21 protein-coding genes and 1 pseudogene are annotated in these 20,421 nt (G+C 44.7%); 1 reads left to right on the top strand and 21 read right to left on the bottom strand.

The window, feature by feature from the left end:
- Positions 1-134: 134 nt before the first annotated feature.
- The 12 genes from ACWGOO_RS17035 to zwf form a co-directional block, all read right to left on the bottom strand.
- Complete coding sequence (locus ACWGOO_RS17035) at positions 135-644, bottom strand: hypothetical protein (RefSeq protein ID WP_452485320.1); 510 nt, start codon at positions 642-644, stop codon at positions 135-137.
- A 173-nt stretch (positions 645-817) separates the two neighbouring features.
- Positions 818-973, bottom strand: a complete 156-nt coding sequence (locus ACWGOO_RS17030) for a hypothetical protein (protein ID WP_170970838.1) — start codon at positions 971-973, stop codon at positions 818-820.
- A 522-nt stretch (positions 974-1,495) separates the two neighbouring features.
- A complete protein-coding gene (locus tag ACWGOO_RS17025) occupies positions 1,496-2,872 on the bottom strand; it encodes a malic enzyme-like NAD(P)-binding protein (RefSeq protein ID WP_452485464.1) in 1,377 nt (458 codons plus the stop codon).
- Positions 2,873-2,954: 82 nt separating this feature from the next.
- Positions 2,955-4,373 carry an aspartate ammonia-lyase gene (gene aspA, locus ACWGOO_RS17020; RefSeq protein ID WP_452485318.1) on the bottom strand — a complete coding sequence of 473 codons (1,419 nt, stop codon included), beginning with the start codon at positions 4,371-4,373 and terminating at the stop codon, positions 2,955-2,957.
- Positions 4,374-4,409: 36 nt separating this feature from the next.
- Positions 4,410-5,102 (bottom strand): aspartate/glutamate racemase family protein, encoded by a 693-nt coding sequence (locus ACWGOO_RS17015; protein WP_452485317.1) that lies wholly within the window; start codon positions 5,100-5,102, stop codon positions 4,410-4,412.
- A 144-nt stretch (positions 5,103-5,246) separates the two neighbouring features.
- Positions 5,247-6,488: a cation:dicarboxylate symporter family transporter gene (locus ACWGOO_RS17010; protein ID WP_452485315.1), complete on the bottom strand. Its 1,242-nt coding sequence runs from the start codon at positions 6,486-6,488 to the stop codon at positions 5,247-5,249.
- 217 nt (positions 6,489-6,705) lie between these two features.
- On the bottom strand, positions 6,706-7,569 hold the full coding sequence (locus tag ACWGOO_RS17005) for a LysR substrate-binding domain-containing protein (protein WP_452485314.1): 864 nt from the start codon (positions 7,567-7,569) through the stop codon (positions 6,706-6,708).
- Between the two features lie 713 nt (positions 7,570-8,282).
- Positions 8,283-9,368: a lactonase family protein gene (locus tag ACWGOO_RS17000; protein ID WP_452485313.1), complete on the bottom strand. Its 1,086-nt coding sequence runs from the start codon at positions 9,366-9,368 to the stop codon at positions 8,283-8,285.
- Positions 9,369-9,434: 66 nt separating this feature from the next.
- Positions 9,435-9,881 (bottom strand): OsmC family protein, encoded by a 447-nt coding sequence (locus ACWGOO_RS16995; RefSeq protein ID WP_452485311.1) that lies wholly within the window; start codon positions 9,879-9,881, stop codon positions 9,435-9,437.
- A gap of 55 nt (positions 9,882-9,936) precedes the next feature.
- Positions 9,937-11,145, bottom strand: a complete 1,209-nt coding sequence (locus ACWGOO_RS16990; protein WP_452485310.1) for an MFS transporter — start codon at positions 11,143-11,145, stop codon at positions 9,937-9,939.
- Between the two features lie 741 nt (positions 11,146-11,886).
- Entirely contained in the window at positions 11,887-12,780 is an 894-nt protein-coding gene (gene gnd / locus ACWGOO_RS16985; RefSeq protein ID WP_452485308.1) for a phosphogluconate dehydrogenase (NAD(+)-dependent, decarboxylating), read from the bottom strand.
- Positions 12,781-12,836: 56 nt separating this feature from the next.
- A complete protein-coding gene (gene zwf / locus ACWGOO_RS16980; protein WP_452485306.1) occupies positions 12,837-14,339 on the bottom strand; it encodes a glucose-6-phosphate dehydrogenase in 1,503 nt (500 codons plus the stop codon).
- A 292-nt stretch (positions 14,340-14,631) separates the two neighbouring features.
- On the opposite strand from zwf, the gene ACWGOO_RS16975 reads away from it, so the two are divergent.
- Complete coding sequence (locus ACWGOO_RS16975) at positions 14,632-14,952, top strand: winged helix-turn-helix transcriptional regulator (protein WP_452485304.1); 321 nt, start codon at positions 14,632-14,634, stop codon at positions 14,950-14,952.
- A 306-nt stretch (positions 14,953-15,258) separates the two neighbouring features.
- Here ACWGOO_RS16975 and ACWGOO_RS16970 read toward each other — a convergent pair whose 3' ends face one another.
- The 9 genes and pseudogenes from ACWGOO_RS16970 to ACWGOO_RS16930 form a co-directional block, all read right to left on the bottom strand.
- Positions 15,259-15,657, bottom strand: a complete 399-nt coding sequence (locus ACWGOO_RS16970; protein ID WP_452485302.1) for an NAD(P)/FAD-dependent oxidoreductase — start codon at positions 15,655-15,657, stop codon at positions 15,259-15,261.
- Positions 15,658-15,793: 136 nt separating this feature from the next.
- Positions 15,794-16,396 carry a nitroreductase family protein gene (locus ACWGOO_RS16965; protein ID WP_452485300.1) on the bottom strand — a complete coding sequence of 201 codons (603 nt, stop codon included), beginning with the start codon at positions 16,394-16,396 and terminating at the stop codon, positions 15,794-15,796.
- Positions 16,397-16,642: 246 nt separating this feature from the next.
- A pseudogene (locus ACWGOO_RS16960) lies at positions 16,643-16,957 on the bottom strand ((2Fe-2S) ferredoxin domain-containing protein).
- 29 nt (positions 16,958-16,986) lie between these two features.
- Positions 16,987-17,490 carry a metallophosphoesterase family protein gene (locus ACWGOO_RS16955; protein ID WP_452485298.1) on the bottom strand — a complete coding sequence of 168 codons (504 nt, stop codon included), beginning with the start codon at positions 17,488-17,490 and terminating at the stop codon, positions 16,987-16,989.
- A 23-nt stretch (positions 17,491-17,513) separates the two neighbouring features.
- Positions 17,514-17,948 (bottom strand): Rrf2 family transcriptional regulator, encoded by a 435-nt coding sequence (locus ACWGOO_RS16950; protein ID WP_452485296.1) that lies wholly within the window; start codon positions 17,946-17,948, stop codon positions 17,514-17,516.
- 100 nt (positions 17,949-18,048) lie between these two features.
- Complete coding sequence (locus ACWGOO_RS16945; RefSeq protein WP_452485294.1) at positions 18,049-18,426, bottom strand: DivIVA domain-containing protein; 378 nt, start codon at positions 18,424-18,426, stop codon at positions 18,049-18,051.
- 492 nt (positions 18,427-18,918) lie between these two features.
- Positions 18,919-19,215 carry a Gfo/Idh/MocA family oxidoreductase gene (locus tag ACWGOO_RS16940; RefSeq protein WP_452485292.1) on the bottom strand — a complete coding sequence of 99 codons (297 nt, stop codon included), beginning with the start codon at positions 19,213-19,215 and terminating at the stop codon, positions 18,919-18,921.
- A gap of 5 nt (positions 19,216-19,220) precedes the next feature.
- Positions 19,221-19,451, bottom strand: a complete 231-nt coding sequence (locus ACWGOO_RS16935) for a hypothetical protein (RefSeq protein WP_452485471.1) — start codon at positions 19,449-19,451, stop codon at positions 19,221-19,223.
- A 168-nt stretch (positions 19,452-19,619) separates the two neighbouring features.
- Positions 19,620-19,982 (bottom strand): helix-turn-helix transcriptional regulator, encoded by a 363-nt coding sequence (locus tag ACWGOO_RS16930; RefSeq protein WP_452485290.1) that lies wholly within the window; start codon positions 19,980-19,982, stop codon positions 19,620-19,622.
- Positions 19,983-20,421: the final 439 nt, after the last annotated feature.

Here is a 20,421-nt window from a genome sequence, read left to right as displayed (position 1 = left end):
TTCCCCATATTCGACATGCGCTTTTTCATCTCCTTGCTATCCTGAGAATATCGTTCAAATTTTGCACAAAAAAAAGTGCTCCCACCGATCTGCGATCAAATGTAAGCACATGTCTGCTTTGCGATACTTCTATTTTAGGGAATGAACTGTTGGACGATTTTAACGACCTTACCGTCACGCAGCGTAACATGGTATGGAAATTGGCTGAGATCCAATACATCTTTTTTGGCAAAATCTTTTTCAAACTGTGCCAGAGGGATCGATTCGTTCCATTTCACATCTGTATTTTCTATATGACCTGTATGATCATAAATTTGTACCTCTACCGAAGCATCTGGCGCAACCTGGTACACGTCATTTTGCACGGAATTATTCACGATGTAGTAGCCGTCCGGTGCTCCGTCCAACCCTGTATTTCCTTCATGTTCCAAAAATGCCTTATCTGCTGCCACGCCTTCATACCATTCAATCGGGTCAGCCGACAAATAGATTTGTCCGTTACGGAACTCCATTTGGTTTATATAAACGGTCTCCTGATTTTCAGCAGGTGCTACTGGCGTGTAGCCTTGCGCTGTTGCCCCTGCCGTCGTAATCAACATCATCATTAAAGCCAATACGGTCCATTTCGAAGCTAGTTTCATCATGTCTGATCTCTCCTTACCGTTAGGGTATGTACACGGTGTCTGTAAGCTTCATTACCCTTATGCACTTACTATAAACGTTGTAAGGTTAGAAAGTGTATCAGATACGTAAAAAGAAGTTACGATTTTTTAAGACTTGGTCTTAAAACTTGCTTACATTTCCTATCTACGCCTCACTATTTAATCAATCCGACCTGACGTGCCTGTTCTTCGGTGAGAATAAACTCTTCATTTTGCCATACCTCGTCCTCTTTGGTTACAGCGAACATACCCATGATCTCTGTCCAGATTCCTTTATCGGCGGCTTCCTTTTGCGTAATAATAATTTTCATATCACTTCCTCCTCCTTGTGTAAAATGGTTGTACTTCATAACTGTTGGTCTGTGTGGCGCACTGCTCGAACACATGGTTTCTCTGATGGCTGTAGCGCTATCGCTTCTCCGAAATCCATCTGCCCGCTCCGTTACTCAGCTTATCTCTGCCACACTATGAGCAGACTGCCTGTTGCTTCTCCAAAAACGGTGTACCTTTGTTTAAAAAGCTTCTAACACTATGATGAATTTGCAATGCTTGTCTTAGATTCGCTCGAAGGATTCTAGTCCCGCTTATAACATATGTACCCTTTTCCTGCCAAGATTATTCGTTTCTTATTTGTAACTTGTAACTTTAAAATTTGTATATTATGATTTACGTGTGATTGTGTTTAGCTAGTGCTTTTGACTCATTATAGTGAAAATCCATCAACTTTCAGAACTGAACCATTAAAAAACAGTTGTCGCCGAGGAACTCTCAGCGACAACTGCTCAGTAGGTACATTCGTTACGACGTACGGGCTTATCCATAATTTGCATCTCTCATGCTTTTTGTGCGACCCCGGTACGATACGCCGCTTCAATCACAGCATCTCTAACCTTTTTTACCACTTCCTGATTAAATACGCTCGGAATAATATATGTTTCGTTCAGTTCCTCATCTGTTACAACGGAGGCGATCGCTTGTGCGGCTGCAAGCTTCATGGCTTCGTTGATTTCGCTCGCTCTGCAATCCAATGCGCCACGGAAAATGCCCGGGAAGCAAAGCACGTTGTTGATCTGATTGTGACCATCGGACCTCCCAGTTGCCAAGATTTTAACGTAAGGTTGGGCCAACTCCGGATCAATCTCCGGAATCGGGTTCGCCATGGCAAAGACGATTGGGTCCTTCGCCATAGAACGAACGTCATCCACCGTTAGAATGTTCGGAGCCGATACGCCAATAAAAACATCCGCATTCTTGATAACTTCGGACAAGTTGCCGACTTCCAGGTTCGGATTCGTCATCTGAGCAAACTCAGTCCAATAAGGATTGCCATAATGTGTATTTCGATGAATAGCGCCATTACGGTCTACACCGATCAAATTTCTCACGCCGGCGGACAGTAACATTTTCGAACAAGCGATACCCGCTGCTCCGATGCCGTTGACAACGACCTTAATCTCCGACATTTGCTTGCCGGTAATTTTGAGTGCATTCAACAAACCCGCTAACAGGACAACGGCTGTTCCATGCTGGTCATCGTGAAATACCGGGATATCTAGCTCCTGTTTCAAACGCTCCTCGATTTCAAAGCAACGCGGTGCCGAAATATCCTCCAAATTGATGCCTCCGAATGCCGGAGCCATTGCCTTAATGGTTCGAACCATTTCGTCAGGGTCTTTCATGTCCAGGCAAATCGGAAATGCGTCCACATCTGCGAATTCCTTGAACAACATAGCCTTTCCTTCCATCACGGGCATGGCCGCTAACGGTCCGATATCGCCAAGCCCCAGAACGGCCGATCCATCGGTAACCACCGCGACCGTATTGCGTTTGATCGTCAGTGAGTAGGCTTTGCTCGGATCTTCCGCAATCGCCGTACATACGCTGGCGACACCGGGGGTATACACCCGTGACAAGTCGTCACGGTTCTTCACCGATATTTTAGAGGCAATTTCAATCTTCCCGCCCAAATGTGCGAGGAAAGTCTGGTCTGACACGTGAATCATTTTGACACCGCTTAGCTTCTGAAGCGACTCGCTGATCAATTGGCTGTGCGCTTGATCGAATACGTTCACAGCGACATCGTGGATGGTGCACGTGTGATCGGACGAGATGACATCAATTCCCACAATATCTCCGCTTGTTTTTTCAATCATTGCAGCGATTTCGCTGAGGAGAGTTCGTCCTCTATCAATTTGAATCCGAAATATCATATAAGTGCTGGCACAGCTTAATACTGACATTTTTTGTCACTCTCCCTTTGTTCTCATAAAACGTTTTATTGCGCGTCTCTTTTTAACTCTTTTCCAATAGTTCCGCTCCTGCAATACCTGGATTCGTCATTTCATATGGATCAAGAATAATCTCAAGCTCCTCTTCCGTTAAAACGTTATAAAGAAGGCACAGCTCGCGAACCGGACGCCCCGTTAAAATCGCCTCACGCGCAATTCTCGCTACTGTCTCATAGCCTAAATGCGGATTGAGCGCCGTTATGACTCCCACACTTTTCTCCACATACTCTTTACAGCGCTCTACGTTTGCTTCGATTTCCTCCAAACAATATACCCGGAATACGTTGAACACCTGGTTCATCATGCTGAGCGATTGCAGCAAATTGAACACGAGCACAGGCTCCATAACGTTAAGTTCAAGCTGTCCCGCTTCGGAGGCAAGACAAATTGTATGGTCATTGCCGATGACCTGGAACGCCACCTGATTCACTACCTCCGCCATGACCGGATTGACCTTGCCCGGCATAATGGACGAACCGGGTTGGCGTGCCGGCAAACTCAGTTCCCCCAGCCCGGTGCGCGGCCCGGAGGCAAGCAAACGGAGATCATTGGCAATTTTCGACATGTTGATCATGCAAATTTTTAAAGCGGCGGACACCTCGGTGTAAGCATCCGTATTTTGTGTCCCGTCCACCAGGTGCGTGGCATTGGTAAGCGGCAACCCGCTGATCTCCGCAAGATATTCAACAACCCGTTTAATGTATCGGGGATCGGCATTTAAACCAGTACCTACGGCTGTTGCACCCATGTTAACTTCGTACAAATGGTCACGAGTCTGACTGATCCTCTTAATATCACGTTCCAGCACTCTGCTATAGGCCTCGAACTCCTGCCCAAGACGGATCGGCACGCCATCTTGCAGATGAGTACGGCCCATTTTGATAATCCCGTCGAATTGTACAGCTTTTTTCTGAAATGCAGCGAGCATCTCCTTCATCGTGACGATCAGCTTATCAATCAAAGAAAGTGTTGCAATATGAATCGCCGTGGGAAAAGCGTCGTTGGTTGATTGGGCCATATTCACATGTGTGTTGGGGCTCACTTTAAAATAATCCCCTTTGGTTCCATCCAGCAGCTCGATCGCCCGGTTGGCGATAACCTCGTTGGTATTCATGTTGATGGATGTGCCTGCTCCGCCTTGTATAGGGTCAACTATAAATTGGTCATGCCATTTACCATCCATGATTTCTTGTGCTGCCAATACGATCGCATCACCAATATGTGGATTCAATTGTCTAATTTCGATATTAGCCAATGCTGCCGCCTTTTTAACAATAGCCATAGCCCGAATTAACGATTCATGGATACGATAGCCTGTGATCGGAAAATTTTCTACCGCTCGAAGGGTTTGTATACCGTAGTAGGCTTGAGATGGGACTTCTTTTTCTCCAAGAAAATCTTTTTCCTTACGATATTCGCTCATGAGTTTTAGCTCCCTTATTCTAATTTTAAGTCTCATTTACAATACATGCTCCCGGTAGGCAACATCTACAACCTTCTTCGCTAAAATATAAGTCGGATCAATTACTTTAATCCCGTCTACTTCACTCATAACAATCGGAATCTCCGTGCAAGCTGCGACAATGGCCTCCATTCCTTTGGCAATCATCGTTTGAAATGTGTTAACCAATAAACTCTTGCCTTTTTCGATATCTCCGGCTTTTACTGAATAAATACCTTCCATTACCTTAGCTTGTGTAATTTCATCAGGCTCCAATACAGTAATACCTTTCTCACGGAGAGAGTGTTGATAAAGCATCGTTTTCAATGTACCGTCAGTCGCTAACAATGAGACACGTCTTATACCAACCTCACCTATGAATTTTGCCGTTTCTTTGGGCATATTAACAATCGGAGCCCGAACAGTTTCCTGAATGTCTTGCAAATAATAATGTGCAGTATTACAAGCGATTACAATCAAATCCGCCCCGGCATCCTCCAGTCTCTTAGCAGATTGTTTCATAAAGGGGAGAGGATCATTGCCTTTACCCATTATGGCTGCTGTACGATCCGGAATCTTAGGATAATTATCAACGATCATATGAATATGATCCTGATCACTTTGGGCAGGGGTTAGTCGAATAATTTTGTTCATCAAATCGACTGTTGCAAGTGGTCCCATCCCTCCCATAATCCCAACGGTTTTTATCATGAAGATATACCTCCACTTTTTCTTTTGCACATTAACAGTATAAGCCTAGAGTGGAAAGAGGTGTATATTAAGATAATTTATTAAAATATAGAAATTTTATATATACAACAGAAACAATTGGAAAACAAAAAAGGATAGCGTGATTTATTTTTGAGAATCTGCTTTTCTATGATCAAACTGGCCTTCCCATTTGGCAATAACGACTGAAGCTAAGCCGTTACCTACCACGTTAACAACGGTTCTCGCCATATCCAGAATACGGTCGATTCCAGCAATCAGCGCAACACCCTCAACAGGAAGCCCTACGGAATTAACAGTAGCTAGCAGAACAACCAAGGAAGCGCCGGAAACACCAGCCATCCCTTTGGAGGTTAACATTAATATCACCACTATGGTGATCTGTTGCATGATCGGTAAATTGATACCATACATTTGTACAATAAATAGAGTAGCCAGCGATTGATACAGTGCAGAGCCGGCCAAATTAAAAGTATATCCGGTAGGAACGACAAAGGATACAATCGATTTGGGGCATCCGAATTCTTCCATCTTAAGCATCAGTTTCGGCAGAACGGCTTCCGAACTTGCGGTCGAGAAAGCCAGAATAATTTCATCCTTCAATAATTTTAAAATTTTCACAATGCTGGTGCCGCACATTTTTGCTACTATGCCTAATACGACAATTACAAACACAAACATGGCCAAATATAGTATAATTACCAGTTTGCCAAGTGGTACTAAAGAAGAAACGCCAAATTTAGCAACTGTAACACCAATCAAAGCAAACACACCGAGAGGAGCCAATTTCATGATCTGATTGGTCATCCAGAACATCGTTTCAGAGACGGCTTCCAAAAAATGAATCACCGGTTTACCCTTTTCACCAATTACAGAAATACCGACCCCAAACAGTACAGAGAAGAAAATGATGGCTAACAAATCACCGTTACCCATAGCTTGAACGATGTTTGTCGGAACGATATTAACGAACGTGTCAGCCATACTGTGACTAGCGTGTTCTGCGGTATTTGCATATTGTTGTATATCAGTTTTGGCCAGATGCGACATATCAATGCCTAATCCTGGTTTGAAAATATTTCCCGCAAACAAACCTATAATTATTGCTACAGTAGTTATAATTTCAAAATACAGAATCGTTTTAAAGCCTATCTTCCCCAATTTTTTCATATCTCCAGAGCCCGCTATACCTACTACTAGAGAAGAAATGACAATAGGCAAAACAATCATTTTAATAAGTCGGATAAATACATCACCAACCGGCTGCAAAATCGCCGTTACTAGAGGATTTCCGTAGAAAATGGCTCCCACTGCAATGCCTAGAGCTAGTCCGATAAGTATTTGCCATGCTAGTCCTAACTTTTTCATCTTTATCCTTCATCCCCTATTCTTATTCTAAGGTTGCGATCAGAAAAATGTAAGTGTTTACATTCCCTTTAGACCTTCGACTATTATAAACTATAAGCTGTCATGTAGAAAAATTAAAGCATTTTATTTCTATATAAGATAAATCTATATAGAAATAAAATAATGGGTAATCGTTATATTTTCATCAGTTGAAAACCTCTAGATCAGTTGTAGCCAGCTATTTGTTAATAAAATACTCTATATATGGAGGTTTATTGTTTTCCTTTGTGTAGATAAAATCAATCTTTACATCGAATCTCCCAGATGAGACTAATGGCACACGGAATAACTGGCCGCTTTCCAGTTCTTTCTTCACACAATGCTCCGGTAAAAAGCTAATTCCCATCCCATTTACCACTAAATTTTTTGCAGCCTCCATACTATCCACTTCAAGAACCACATTTGGCTTTAGATTTTTGGATTCAAACAAGCCATAAATCATAAGCCAGTCTACCGATCCATAATCAAAAAATATGAGCGGTTCTTCACTTATTTTCTCAATGGTTACCTGACTATTGAGTAACAGAGGATGGTTAATAGGGACAAACAATCCAATCGGATCATGGCGAAATATAACAGATTCAATTTGAGGATGTGTAACTGTTCGAACCATTCCGAAATCCACCTCGTTATTAAGAACCTTATCTAATATATCATTAGAATGTCCGGTTAGAATGTTGACGTTTACATTGGGAAATTTAGTTTTAAAAGCAGGAAGAATTTCAGGGATAATATAATTCGCAATTGAGGTAGCACATCCAATCTTCAATTTATCAAGAGCAAGTATTGGTTGGTGCAACCTTAATTTGGCTTCCTGATAAGATTGTAAAATGTTTTGTGCATATGGTAAAAATGACTTTCCCTTTTCATTTATTGAGATTTGCTTCCCAGAACGATGAAATAATTCCACATTGAGCTCACGTTCCAAGGAGTGAATACGGGCAGTTACAGAAGGTTGAGTAAGATAAAGTGCCTCAGCTGCTTTAACAAAACTCCCTAAATGAATAGCATAGACGAATGCCTCAATATTTTCTATATTCAAAACGATAGCCACCCTTCTTCTCATCTAATCTTCTTTTATTATACTCTTAATAAATACTCAGTGTGCTTTTTTTTTAATTGGCTAGCGAATATTACAAAGTCAACACTTTATTGCATAATATTACATACTAATACATATCATTTCTCAAGCAAATATTTCCTTTGTATTCCCATTTGGAATACGGTTTAAGATAGGTATTTTTCCTCATGATGCTAAAATATTAATGATTTCTATCCTATCACATCTAAAATTTCCAATATGAATATTATGCATCCATTTCTAATATATTTAGTTAAGTTATACATTTTTATAGATATATATACATAAAATATTTTCATATATTCATATGTAATAGGTAATAACTTCTTTAGAAATGACTAAGCGTAAAAAGGAAAACGGTCGCAGATTAATCTACGGACCGTTTACTAAAAGATCTTCTATGCTTGGTTAATCAATCGAAACCATCACGCATATACATAGTCTTTTTTTCCTTTAATCCTGTATAAAGGTGAATGATCGCCAAAAGCAGCGGAGAGAACGGAATCGTTCTGAAGAAGCGTTAGCGTTCGCCTTTGTTCCCGGACTTCTACCCTTGAAAATAATTAAGAAATCCGGGGGCAACAGCGATCGTAAGAATGATCCGTCCTCGTAGCGACCATTACCCGTATATCGTTACTTATTCCTCCAGCATCATGTAGGAAGTAACGCCCTTTTTACACAGAAAAGTAAAAAGGTTGCACGCATACCGGCTTGGACACTATTACTTGTTGTCCAGTATAGGTCAGTCGTCCGCTAGCCTTGTCCACTTTGAACGTAACGATATTATTCGTGTCGCGGTTTGCCACGAGCAGATGCTCACCGTTTGGAGTCAGAGCAAAATGACGCGGGTGCTCGCCTTCAGCAGATACATGCTCTACCAGACTCAGCTTGCCTGTTGCGGCATCTACAGCGAACACTGCAATGCTGTCATGCCCACGGTTGGAACCGTACACATAAGCACCATCCTCTGAAATAGCAATCTCAGCGGTTGTGTTTTCGCCCTTAAAATCAGACGGCAATGTAGGCACGCTCTCAAGCTCGGTAAGCTTGCCTGCTTCAGCGTCATACGCAAAAGAAGTAATGGAAGAATCTACCTCATTAATAACAAAAGCAAACTTACCATTCGGGTGGAACGTCAAGTGACGTGGACCTGCACCTGCATGGGTTTTGGTTTCGCCATGAAGCACCAGTTGTCCTTTACTGTCATCAATAGTATAGACACGGATCAGATCCAGACCGAGATCCTGTACGAACAGGAAACGACCGTCAGGGCTAAAGAAGCTGGAATGTGGATGCGGACGATCCTGACGCTCAGGATGCGCTCCCTTGCCCTCATGCTGCTTAACATCCAGCAACTCGCCGATACGACCATCCTCGGTTAGAGACACCAGTCCCACCATACCTCCGTGGTAGCTAACTACGATCAGGTAGCGATCGGATGGATCACGCTGAATGTGACAGGTTGTTGCACCAACGTTTTCCGCCCGATTAAGTAATGTAAATGTTCCTTTGACCGGATCAATTTCAAAAGCAGCAGCCTCGCCCACCTTCGCTCCAGCGGCAGAAGTCGTTTCTCCAATGGAATACAGCTTTCGATTCTTTACGTCCACATTCAGGAATGTTGGATTTTTCAATCCGGAGAACTCATCCTGTAATGTAAGAACCCCTGTCTCTTCATTAAAAGTGTATGCATAAACTCCGCTGCCTTCCAATTCGGCGTAAGAGCCTGCGAAAACGAGTAATTTTTGCTGTGCTGTCATGGTTGAATCCTCCTCAAATAAGAAAATAATGGGCAATTGGAATGATTGCTCCTGGTTCAAATAGCACTAAGAGGCGCATTCCACGACGGGCTCTGTAGATAAGACCACATTTCCTGCTATAGCGCGCGAGATCATACAAGAGCTCTCTGCCTGCTCTGCCAGCCGCAATGCCTGTTTGATCTGCGATTCTGTCGCATCGGCGGTTAAATGAACTCGCGGACGATGGATAATTCGACGATATGTAAAAATATTGTTCGTTACATCGACAATCCCTTCGGATTCAAGCGCCAGTGAAGCTACCGGAAGACCAGCGCGCTCCATCATCGCCGCCAATGTAATCAAATAGCAGGTCGCGGCAGCGCCTAGCAGCATTTCATCCGGATTAGTGCCCACACCGGGACCACCCATCTCAGCCGGGATCGAAACCGCTGTCCGCAGCTGTCCGGCCTCAATATGCCCATCGCTGTTGCGCCCCCCGTTCCAGTCTGCCTTGAGCAGAAAGGTATGCTCCATTTAAGGTCACTCCTCTCTCTTGCATTATGAATCTTTACACAGGTGAATGTAAAGGTTAGTCGATCTCCCGATTTTTCGTTTCGGTACCCAGCAACCATACCGCCGCCGCTCCAATCAGGATCGCTACGAAGAAAATCACAAAGATAGATTGTATCGCCATGCCCTGTCCGACCAAGAATCCGACCAGAAAAGGACCGATTACGCCACCGATGCGGCCAAACGCAGCCGCCATACCCACTCCGGTAGAACGAACGGCTGTCGAGTACAGTTCCGGGGTATAGGCATACATGGCTCCCCACGCACCGAGATTGAAAAAGGACAAGCAGATACCCGCAGCCAGCAGCATTCCTGCCGTTTCCGAGGTACCGAACCAAATCGCGGACACCGCCGTCAGCAGTAGATAGACGATCAGCACGAATTTGCGGCCCAGCTTTTCAATCAGATATGCAGCAGTAAAATAACCTGGCAATTGCGCCAGCGTCATGATCAGGACATACTCAAAGCTTTTAACCAGTTCAAAGCCCTTCATAAACATAATACTTGGCAGCCACAGGAACATTCCATAATAGGAAAATACAACTGTAAACCATAATATCCACAGCATGAGCGTGGACTTGCGGTTTGGCCCTGACCAAATGGAAGCCAGTCTTGCACGCAATGGAAGCTTGACACTCTGTTGCTTGTATCGCGGTGAATCCTCTACCGCTTTGCGTAAATAAAGAGCGTACAGGGCTGGTACTGCGCCGAGAATAAAGGCCATCTGCCAGCCGTACTTTGGGATAACAAAATAGGCAATAAGCGCCGAAAGAATCCATCCCGCCGCCCAGAAGCTTTCCAGCAGCACAACCGCTCTTCCCCGTTCCTGAACTGGCACCGATTCCGACACCAGCGTCGAAGCTACAGGCAATTCCCCTCCCAAGCCTACGCCTGCAATAAAGCGCAGCACCAGCAGTACACCGAGCCCGGTTGCCAAAGCTGACAAGCCGCTTGCAATAGAAAAGATCAACAGCGTCCACACTAATATCGCACGCCTACCATAGCGATCAGCCAAAATCCCCGCTAAAGCGGCTCCAAATATCATCCCTATTGAATTCATCGCAGTCAGCAGACCAATCTGCTCTGATCCCAAATGCCACTCCTTAGCCAGCGCTGCGGCTATAAACGAAAGCAGCCCAACGTCCATGGCATCAAACAGCCAACTGAGTCCCGCGCTAAATAGCAGCTTTCGCTTTTTGGATGGTCGTAATGAAGTCAATTCACTCATGATTCGCTCTCCCTTAAAAATGCATCATATACAGCCGTATATTCAGGTGTCTTGTCACCTATAGCTTAGTATCTATTGTACTGCAAGCTCCCTCCATCTGCGAGCATTTTAACGCAAAAAAATCCCTTGTTGCCGCTCTTGAAAGGAAAACGAAAAAAAGCGGAAGATTGCCTAGGGCAATTCTCCCGCCTTCTGGAACCTGCCACTTACCGGTTTTGGACCAGACCGATGATCGTCACCATGAGCACCAGCAGTTGGATGAGTGTATCGTTGCTCATTCAATCGCCTCCATCCCATATGAGATACTCCTTCGGCCGGTTCCCCTCTCACCGATCATGACGCTTGTTCCCCAATACATACCTATGCAGGTGGCGGGAAGCTTATGATCTTTAATGAGTAAAAAATCTTGTATTCGCGGTTATATGTTCATCATTCTCGACCAACGGGGTTACCGGATAATGCTCATATCGCCCTGTTCATACGTGCGCAGCAACGGCAGCAACTCATCTATGTTCCTAATGGATGGGTCCAGCCATGAATCCATATCCTTTTCCTTGTCCAATCAGCCGATAACGAAAACCTTTTGCACATATACTACTCATCCTTCCGCCTTCTTTTTCATCTATTGTGCGGTTATTCAAGGAAAATTGTGCATAAAGCAAAAAAAACGAACGGCAAGAACATATAGCAATATCCCCACAGTTTTGAAGCTGCGGGGATCGATGCTAACTTTTATCGTTATTATTTCTTTTCTACTGCATGACCGCCAAATTCATTGCGCAGCGCGGCAACAACTTTCCCGTTGAACGTATCTCCATCCAGAGAACGGTAACGCATCAGCAGGGATAACGCGATAACCGGAGTTGCAGCCTGAATGTCCAATGCTTCCTCAACTGTCCATTTACCTTCGCCGGAAGAGTGCATAACCCCGCGGATTTCATCCAGATTTGCATCCTTGGAAAATGCACGTTCGGTCAAGCCCATCAACCAGGATCGAATAACGGAGCCGTTGTTCCAAACACGCGCCACTTGCTCATAATCGAAGTCAAAGCTGCTTTTCTCCAGCACTTCAAAGCCTTCACCAATAGAGGCCATCATGCCGTACTCCACACCGTTGTGAACCATTTTGAGAAAATGTCCGCTACCGGATTTACCTGCATATAGATAACCATTTTCCACTGCTGTATCCCGGAAAATAGGCTCAACAAACGCCCATGTCTCCGGGTCGCCACCGATCATGTAACAAGCGCCGCTACGTGCACCTTCCATACCGCCGGAAGTTCCTGCATCCATGAAGCTGATACCGTATTCTTTCAAACGAGCATGACGGGCAATGGACTCTTTGTAATGAGAGTTACCACCTTCAATAATAATGTCCCCTTTGGACAAAATCGGTTGAAGCTGATCCAGCACGGAATCAACAATTTGATGGGGAACCATAATCCACAGTACTCTCGGGGATTGCGTTGCTTGCACAAGCCCTTGCAGCGTGGAAGCACCTGTAGCGCCGTAATCCTTCATTTCTTGAATCGCTTCTGTATTGACGTCGTACGCGACAACTTCATGCTTGTGATCAATCAAGTTTTTTCCGAGATTTAAGCCCATTTTTCCCAAACCGATTAATCCAACTTGCATTGTAAAGGCCTCCTGCCTAAGCAAAAATATATGTTCAATGTAGTCATGTGTAATGTTTACGAACAAACAACCGCTTTTTCAGAGCTTTCAGGCTTTTGGTCCAGCCACCAAGTAAAGCCCTGCTCCTTCAACAATTTGTCAGATGCTTCTGGACCGTAGGAACCTGCTGCATACGTATGAAGTGGAACTTCTCCGCGAGTAAAAGCTTCCAGTACAGGCTGTACCCACATCCATGAAAGCTCAACTTCATTCCAGTGAGCGAAAAAGGTGGAGTCGCCGCGCAGCGCATCAAAGATGAGACGCTCATAAGCTTCCGGTATATCCTTGGCCTCTGATGCATAATTCATCAGCACCGTCTCCAGTTGACCGTTGTTCATCATGTCCTTACTGTTCAGACGCAGCGTTACCTTTTCATCCGGGTTCACATGAATCGTAAGCAAGTTCGGCTCGGATGGCTGTCCTTGGGCCGCATACGGGTCTGTGCTATCCTTTTTAAATTCCACGACAATACGTGTGGATTTTTCCTTCATGCGTTTGCCTGTGCGAATATAGAACGGCACACCTGACCATTGCTCATTGTCAATCCACAGACGAGCTGAGATGAAAGTATCATTTTGCGAATCCGGTCCAATGTCCGGTTCTTCTTTATAGGAAGGAACTGCTTTTCCGTTAATCTCACCGTTCGTATATTGCCCTCTCACCACGCTGGAAGCAATGTCGGACGGATCGAGCGCACGCAGCGCATCCATCACCTTGCGTTTTTCGTCGCGCACCTGATCTGCCGTTACATGTCCCGGCTTGTTCATAGCCGCCATCATCAGCATTTGCAGTATGTGATTTTGTACCATGTCCCGAATAGCTCCGGAGTGATCGTAATAGCCTGCGCGTTCCTCGACGCCTACAGTTTCGGAAGCGGTAATTTGCATATTGGCAATGTATTGATTGTTCCATACACCCTGAAGCAATGGATTAGCAAACTTCAAGGCTTCCAGGTTTTGCACCATCGGCTTACCGAGGTAATGGTCAATACGATAAATTTCATCCTCGGCAAATGTTCTGCTCAAGCGATCATTCAACTCGCGTGCCGATTCCAGATCATGTCCGAATGGTTTTTCGATAATAAGCCGTTTCCAGCCCTTCGTTTCAGCCAAACCGCTTTCCCGAATGTTAAGGGCAATCACATCAAAAAATTCCGGTGCCACCGATAAGTAAAACATGCGGTTCCCCGGAATTCCCAAGTCATTTTCACGTTGCTCAGCAAGCTGTAACAGCTTTTTATAATCTTCCGGGTGATTGACGTTCAATGCACTGTAGCGGAAAGCGCTTAAGAACTGATCCATCTGTGCACGGTCATCATTTACGTGTCTAGAAAAATCTTTGATGGATTGCTCTACGTTACTTTGAAACTGTTCGTCAGCCACTTCACGACGCCCCATACCAATTACAGAAAAGGAAGCTGGAATTTTACCTTCTACAAACAAATTATACAAGGCAGGGTAGATTTTGCGTTTAGCCAAATCCCCTGTCGCTCCAAATAAGACAAATGTCATTGAATCCATGAATTATTCCTTCTTCCCATTAAAAAAGATGAAGTTATTAAAAGTTACCTGAGGAATTAACGTAACCCATAATACACCCAAAATAAAGGGAAAGTCAATCAAACTTTAACGAAATCGTGGACATTCGATATTTCCTGTAATGATAACGTTTTCTGTGCTATGATTGACGCAAGGAATGAGAAAAAACTGTTAAAAATGTCATTGTTGACATAAACCAAGATAGTTACTATTGGTATACAGAGTTACTTTTAGTATACTGATTAAAACAACCAATGAAATTGAGGGGATTCCGATGAGCGACGACAGGCAGCCTAAGCTTTTGTGTGGCAAGGTGGAACAGTCCTTTCAGATCATCAGCAAAAAATGGACCGCTCTCATCATTCATTCTTTAATGGAACATCCCAAACGATTCAGTGAAATTCATGTTTCCATACCTGATCTTAGCAAACGTATGCTGAACGAACGCATTAAGGAACTGGAACTTAGTGGCCTGATCCTTCGCAATGTCATTACAGAGCGGCCCGTGCGTACCGAGTATTCGCTGACACGTAAGGGTAAAGAGCTGGGTGATGCATTGAATGGCGTAGAGAGCTGGGCCGAAAGATGGCTCTAACCGCTAACAGGAGATCGTCATACACGGTCTCCTGTTATTGTGTTACCCTTTAGGGATCGTAATACTGGCTAAAATACGAAAATAATGTACGCCTACCCGGTAGCTCATGATTTCGGAACGAACCCAGAAAGGATGAGAGTGAATCAGCGTCAGCCCTATACCCATTTTGACCTGATCGCAACAAACTTTGACCTGATCGCAAGAGACAAACGGAAATTTTGCGCAACTATGGCATGAGCGAGCAATCGGAACGCTTCGGCCTTCATCTTCACACCGGTACACGCCTACCATTTTAGACCACAGCTCTTAAAGCTGCGGTACTTTTGTTTTCATACCGGATAATACTTTGTGTATCCAAATCGCTGACATTGCACCTTCTCCCATCACGATCGTGCTTCGATCCTGAGCCTCGTATCCGTCACAGTCTGGGCAGACATACACACTGTTGCCCAAACAGGCCAGAAGCCCGTCCAGCTTTGGAAAGCGATCAGTCAGCCCTATTGCCAGCAGCAGCGTCTTTGAGGAATACACCGTTCCCTCTTCCACTTGAACGTCAAAAAACTCATCTCTTTTGGTCGCTTTTACCGCCTCATCTTCAACAAATTCATTGCCTAGCTTCGTAGCCTCACTACGTCCAAGCCGTCGCAGCTCTTCACCTGAAATCCCGTCAGGAAAGCCCAGAATATTATGATACTGATGGCACAACGTGGAAATACTTGCCCATCCCAGAGAAGTACGTAAAGCAGCAATAACACCTATGTAACCCTCTCATCCCAATTTAAACATAGCATCACCCGCTTACGCCTGAATTAACCCCTGAATCATCGTTGCATTGTCTGGCTTATTTAAATGTTTTTACGCGTTCTTCAACAGGTTGGAATTCTTTTTCACCTGGTTGGAATGTCGGTTTACCGAATGGCAATTCAGCAATCAGTTTCCAATGCTCAGGAATGTTCCATTCATTTTTCACTTTTTCGTCGATCAATGGATTGTAATGCTGAAGAGATGCGCCCAGTCCTTCTTGCTCCAGAGCTGTCCATACAACCAATTGCAGCATGCCGTTGGATTGGTTAGACCAGATTGGGAAGTTGTCCGCATAAGCTTCAAATTGTTGTTGCAATCCAGCCACTACATTGTTGTCTTCAAAGAACAATACAGTACCGTAGCCGCTACGGAAGCCGTTCATTTTCTCAGCAGTAGATTTAAATTGCTCTTCATTGCCTACCACTTCGCGCAAAATATCTTCTGTAATACTCCACAGTTTGTCATGATGCTCTCCGAGCAGTACAACTGCACGTGAAGTTTGGGAGTTGAAAGAGGTAGGTGTATATTGAACAGCTTCCTCTACAATCTCTTGAATCTGTTGGTCGGAAATTACTTGTTCTTTGCTAATACCGTAATACGAGCGTCTTTCTTTCAGAGCTGTGAAGAAATCTTTAGCCATTTTTGTTACCTCCTGAGAAATTTCAAATCGATCAAACAAGCTCTCCTGCTCCGCCGAATACTGCTCAGCGTGATTCCGATTTACGGGTTGTCCTGATGGTGCAGGTCATCGTCAAATGGGGTCATTTTCGCTCCCTCCACTCCCCTCCCTATCGGATTAGTGTCCACAGTATACTTTTACCTTTCAGGTCGGAAATTAAACGCAAAAAAAAGAAAATCTCCGCAAAGATTTTCTCTACTCATGTTCTTATTTATAGTTGGTTGTGTGAAAAAGATGTGGTTTCAGCTTCTCTCCCGCTACAAGCTTCTGTACCAGTTGTGTGCCCGCAGCAGGCGTCATCTGATCATACCAGTTCCCTTGAGGATATACGAGAACAACCGCAGCATCGTGGCAACGGGCATTACAGCGAGTTCTGGTCGTTTGAATATAAGCTTCTGCGTTTTAATCACGGATTTCATCCCGAATTGCTTGTGTAACTTCTTCACCTTCATGCCGCATACACGTGCTTCCATTACAGATCAACACATGATGCTTCATCGGTTCCAATTCGAAAATAGACATAGCTTCCCCTTTAACCAACGGTTGTTACTTTATTCATGCTTATCTGGATAAAGAACAAGCTGTGCTTCCATTTGCCCGGCTTCAATCGTCAGCACGATAAATGAATATTCGTCCTCGCCGCGCTTGTCTGTCGGAGATCCGGGATTGAGGACGAGCAGGCCGTTCAACTTTTTGACAACCGGAATATGCGAATGTCCGTAAATCAGGCAATCCAGCGTTTCTCCCTTAAACGTATTCAGTGCGATACTCTCTGTCGAGTCGCGCCAGCCGTGACCGTGAATCATACCGATCCGTTTGCCCTCCACTTCAACGATTCTTTGATAGCCTAGGCGCTCTACGATGTCTACTCCATCATTGTTTCCGGCAATTCCTTGCACAGGTGCAAATTCGGATAGCCTTTCATATACGAACCAGTCCGTCCAGTCTCCGGCATGGAGAATGAGGTCACTGCCTTTTAGCTCCTGTACAAGCCGACTAGGAAGCGCTTTGCCTCGGTACGGCATATGAGTATCTGAAAGTACGATGATTTTCATAACAATTCTCCTTCCCGGCGTCTTTACACGGATGAACTCTGCTGCCCAACCCGCTGCTGAAGCGCCTGCTCCAGATCCCGCAGCGTAACTGTCTCGAAAAACGCCTGTATTTTCTGCTCTGCCACGGTATATAATCCGTCCAGCAAAGCGTCGATGTTCTTGCCTACTTCGCAATTATGATTGCTGTCACTATGGATAGCGAACAGCGGGCCGTCGTCTTTGGTCGCTTCATATATCATTTTAAGATTAATATTGGAACCGGACGTGCTTAGACGAAAGCCGCGTGCTCCTGGTGAAGAATCAACCAGACCAGCTTGCTTGAGTCGGCTCATGATTCTTCTCACAACCACCGGATTCGTATTGATACTGGAAGCGATAAGTGTCGAAGTCATCCGCTCCGGCGCTCCTTCAGCCAGAAGAAGCAGACAATGGATACTAACGGAAAAATGGGTACTCATGTTAACCACCTTTATATGTGTGCCTCATTAAATGTTTGTGTACATATGCATAGTCCCATCATACCACAATAAGAGGCACCGACACAGCGCTTACTGCACCTTACTCCGGAAAATAATCATTTTCAGGGCGTACTCGCACCTTTAGCTGGCGGACGCTATACTCCAGTTGCTTGACGATGTCCTCCAGTTGGCGTCGGTCAAGTGCGTTAAAATCGACGGCAGGCTTGGGTACGTTTTTCAAGTCACGTATGGTTGCCTGCTGCTCCTGCCACTTGTCCATCAGGTCGGCTATGTTCGCATAGAAGCGTTCATAATCCTTTATCACTTCATCCAGAAAGGCATCCACCTCGTCCGGATCATAGCCGCGCATTTTATTTTTAAACTGTTTTTCATGAATGGAGAGCGCGTCCAGCTGAATCCCCAATTGCTTAAACAACTGCTTTTGCTTATCCAGACGACGCTTCATATGTTCATCCATCGGTTATTCCCTCCTTAACACACTATTCTTTTTATATCACATTCTACGTCGGTAATAAAAGCCTCTGCTGATCGCCTCCCCGATGAACGGGTATAGTTGCTACACTCCCTGGGAGAAACGCTGACAGATTCCACCGAGGAACTCTCTTCGTATGACCAACCATCCGACAGATGTAGGGACAGAAACCTTTAAACGGTCCCGTGATTTGGCCATTAACGATTCGCTGGAAAGCGAGCTGGATCAGGTCAATGCGGCCCTTTAACAGATGAAGGATGGGACGTACGGCATATGTGTGGAAAGCGGGGAAGAATACGGTACGTCCAACTCACCTACCGCAGCCGCCAAACGCGATGTCAAGGATTACGATGAAAATATGTAATAATTGAAGGCTTCGCGCTTCCCTGTATGCCTATGTATTCATTCAACTAAAAAAGCAGCTTGTCCCTGTGACAGGCCGCTTTTTTATGCTTTCTGAGGACTCGTTTATCTGGTTTATCCGATTTCTACCCGTTTACGGCTGCGAGCCGACTCGATACAAGCGTCGATCACCTTCATATTGCTTACTGCATCTTCTGGTTCATACGCCAACGGAACACCATCAAGCACCGCTTTGGCAAAAACATCCGCTTGCAGCTCAAAGGAATTGAAGCCTTTAAGTCGTTCCTCCCGTGTAACGTTCACCCCGCCCGGAAACTCCAGCAAGCCGGATGCCATCATATCGACGTTGTCATGCTCGGGGGAATATAAGGCTTGCACCGTCACGGCCTCCGGCTCCCGATCCAAATACATACGTGCTACCGAAATGGAATATACGCCCACATCGTATTAAGATCCGCGCCCATACTTTTATTGAAACGCACATTATCTGCCTGATCGGTATTGTTAAATGTAAATGTGCAATGCATGCCGCGAATGCCACCGATTTCTCCGCTATAGATAATTTCCTTAATACGCCGATGTTTTGGATGATAGCGATACATAAAAGCTTCTGCAAAAAATGACCCCTGCCCTTTTACATGCTTCAATCATGCGGCTTGTCTCGGCTGAGCTAAGAGAGGATGGTTTTTCGCACAAAACATGCTTCCCCGCGTTCGGATTGCTGAATGGCCGAAATTACAACAATTTGGGCAATCTCCGCAGTGCCTAAAATTCCCCGTTTCAGCTTTCTACCTATCATTCTCATCCTTTCGTGTTCAGGAATAGTTGTCTTGTTCCGCTTTGTGCAGCATACCTAAACAACGGTCCAAATCGGTTTTGACCTGCTTCTTATATAGTCGCGCTTTCTCCTCCCCATCATCTGTAAAATGATAAAGTATAATTTCTTGAAAATCTACGCGGGGATCTGTTCCTTTTAACCGTTTGGTACGGTAAAAAACGCCCTCCTGCACCAACTCGTGCAACGCCCGATAAACCTCACTTTGAGGCGGAACATATCCGAAGCCACTAAACTCATCCTTCATCGATTCGAGCATCTGATATCCATAACCGCGATGCTTCTCCACCATTGTGATCAGATAAATTTTGATAAAAGCCCGCTGGGATATCATAAACGCCATTTCATGGCCTCCTCTTCACACCATTCTCTCATTTCTTACCTTCCATTATAAACCACTCAGCGCCCATACACTAATGATAGGGAGGATTTTCACACTCTCTCTTGTGACCTGTTTGAAGATGGTGAGAGATATAATATGAAGCGTTGTGAAAAAGTCGGCGAAGCGGCGGTCTTTAGTTTTGCTATTATGAATTTTTCATATATTGAAATAATATAATAAAAACTAAAAAATAGAGTTACAGATTACAAAGTGGTAAAGGCATTTGTATTATGATTGGCGCCATTCATAATACGTTTGGCCTGGGTTCCAATTGCGCAAAACTTACCGATCTTTAAATTTGTCCCCTAGGGCGTGTATTCAAACCTAAGCAAGCCAGATCATAATCGAGGCCAACGTCAAAAAAGCCTTGAAGGTGCATGTCAATTTATCAAAGCGAGTC

This window comes from Paenibacillus sp. NPDC055715 (assembly GCF_053617595.1).
This window is presented reverse-complemented; position numbering and strand designations above follow the sequence as displayed.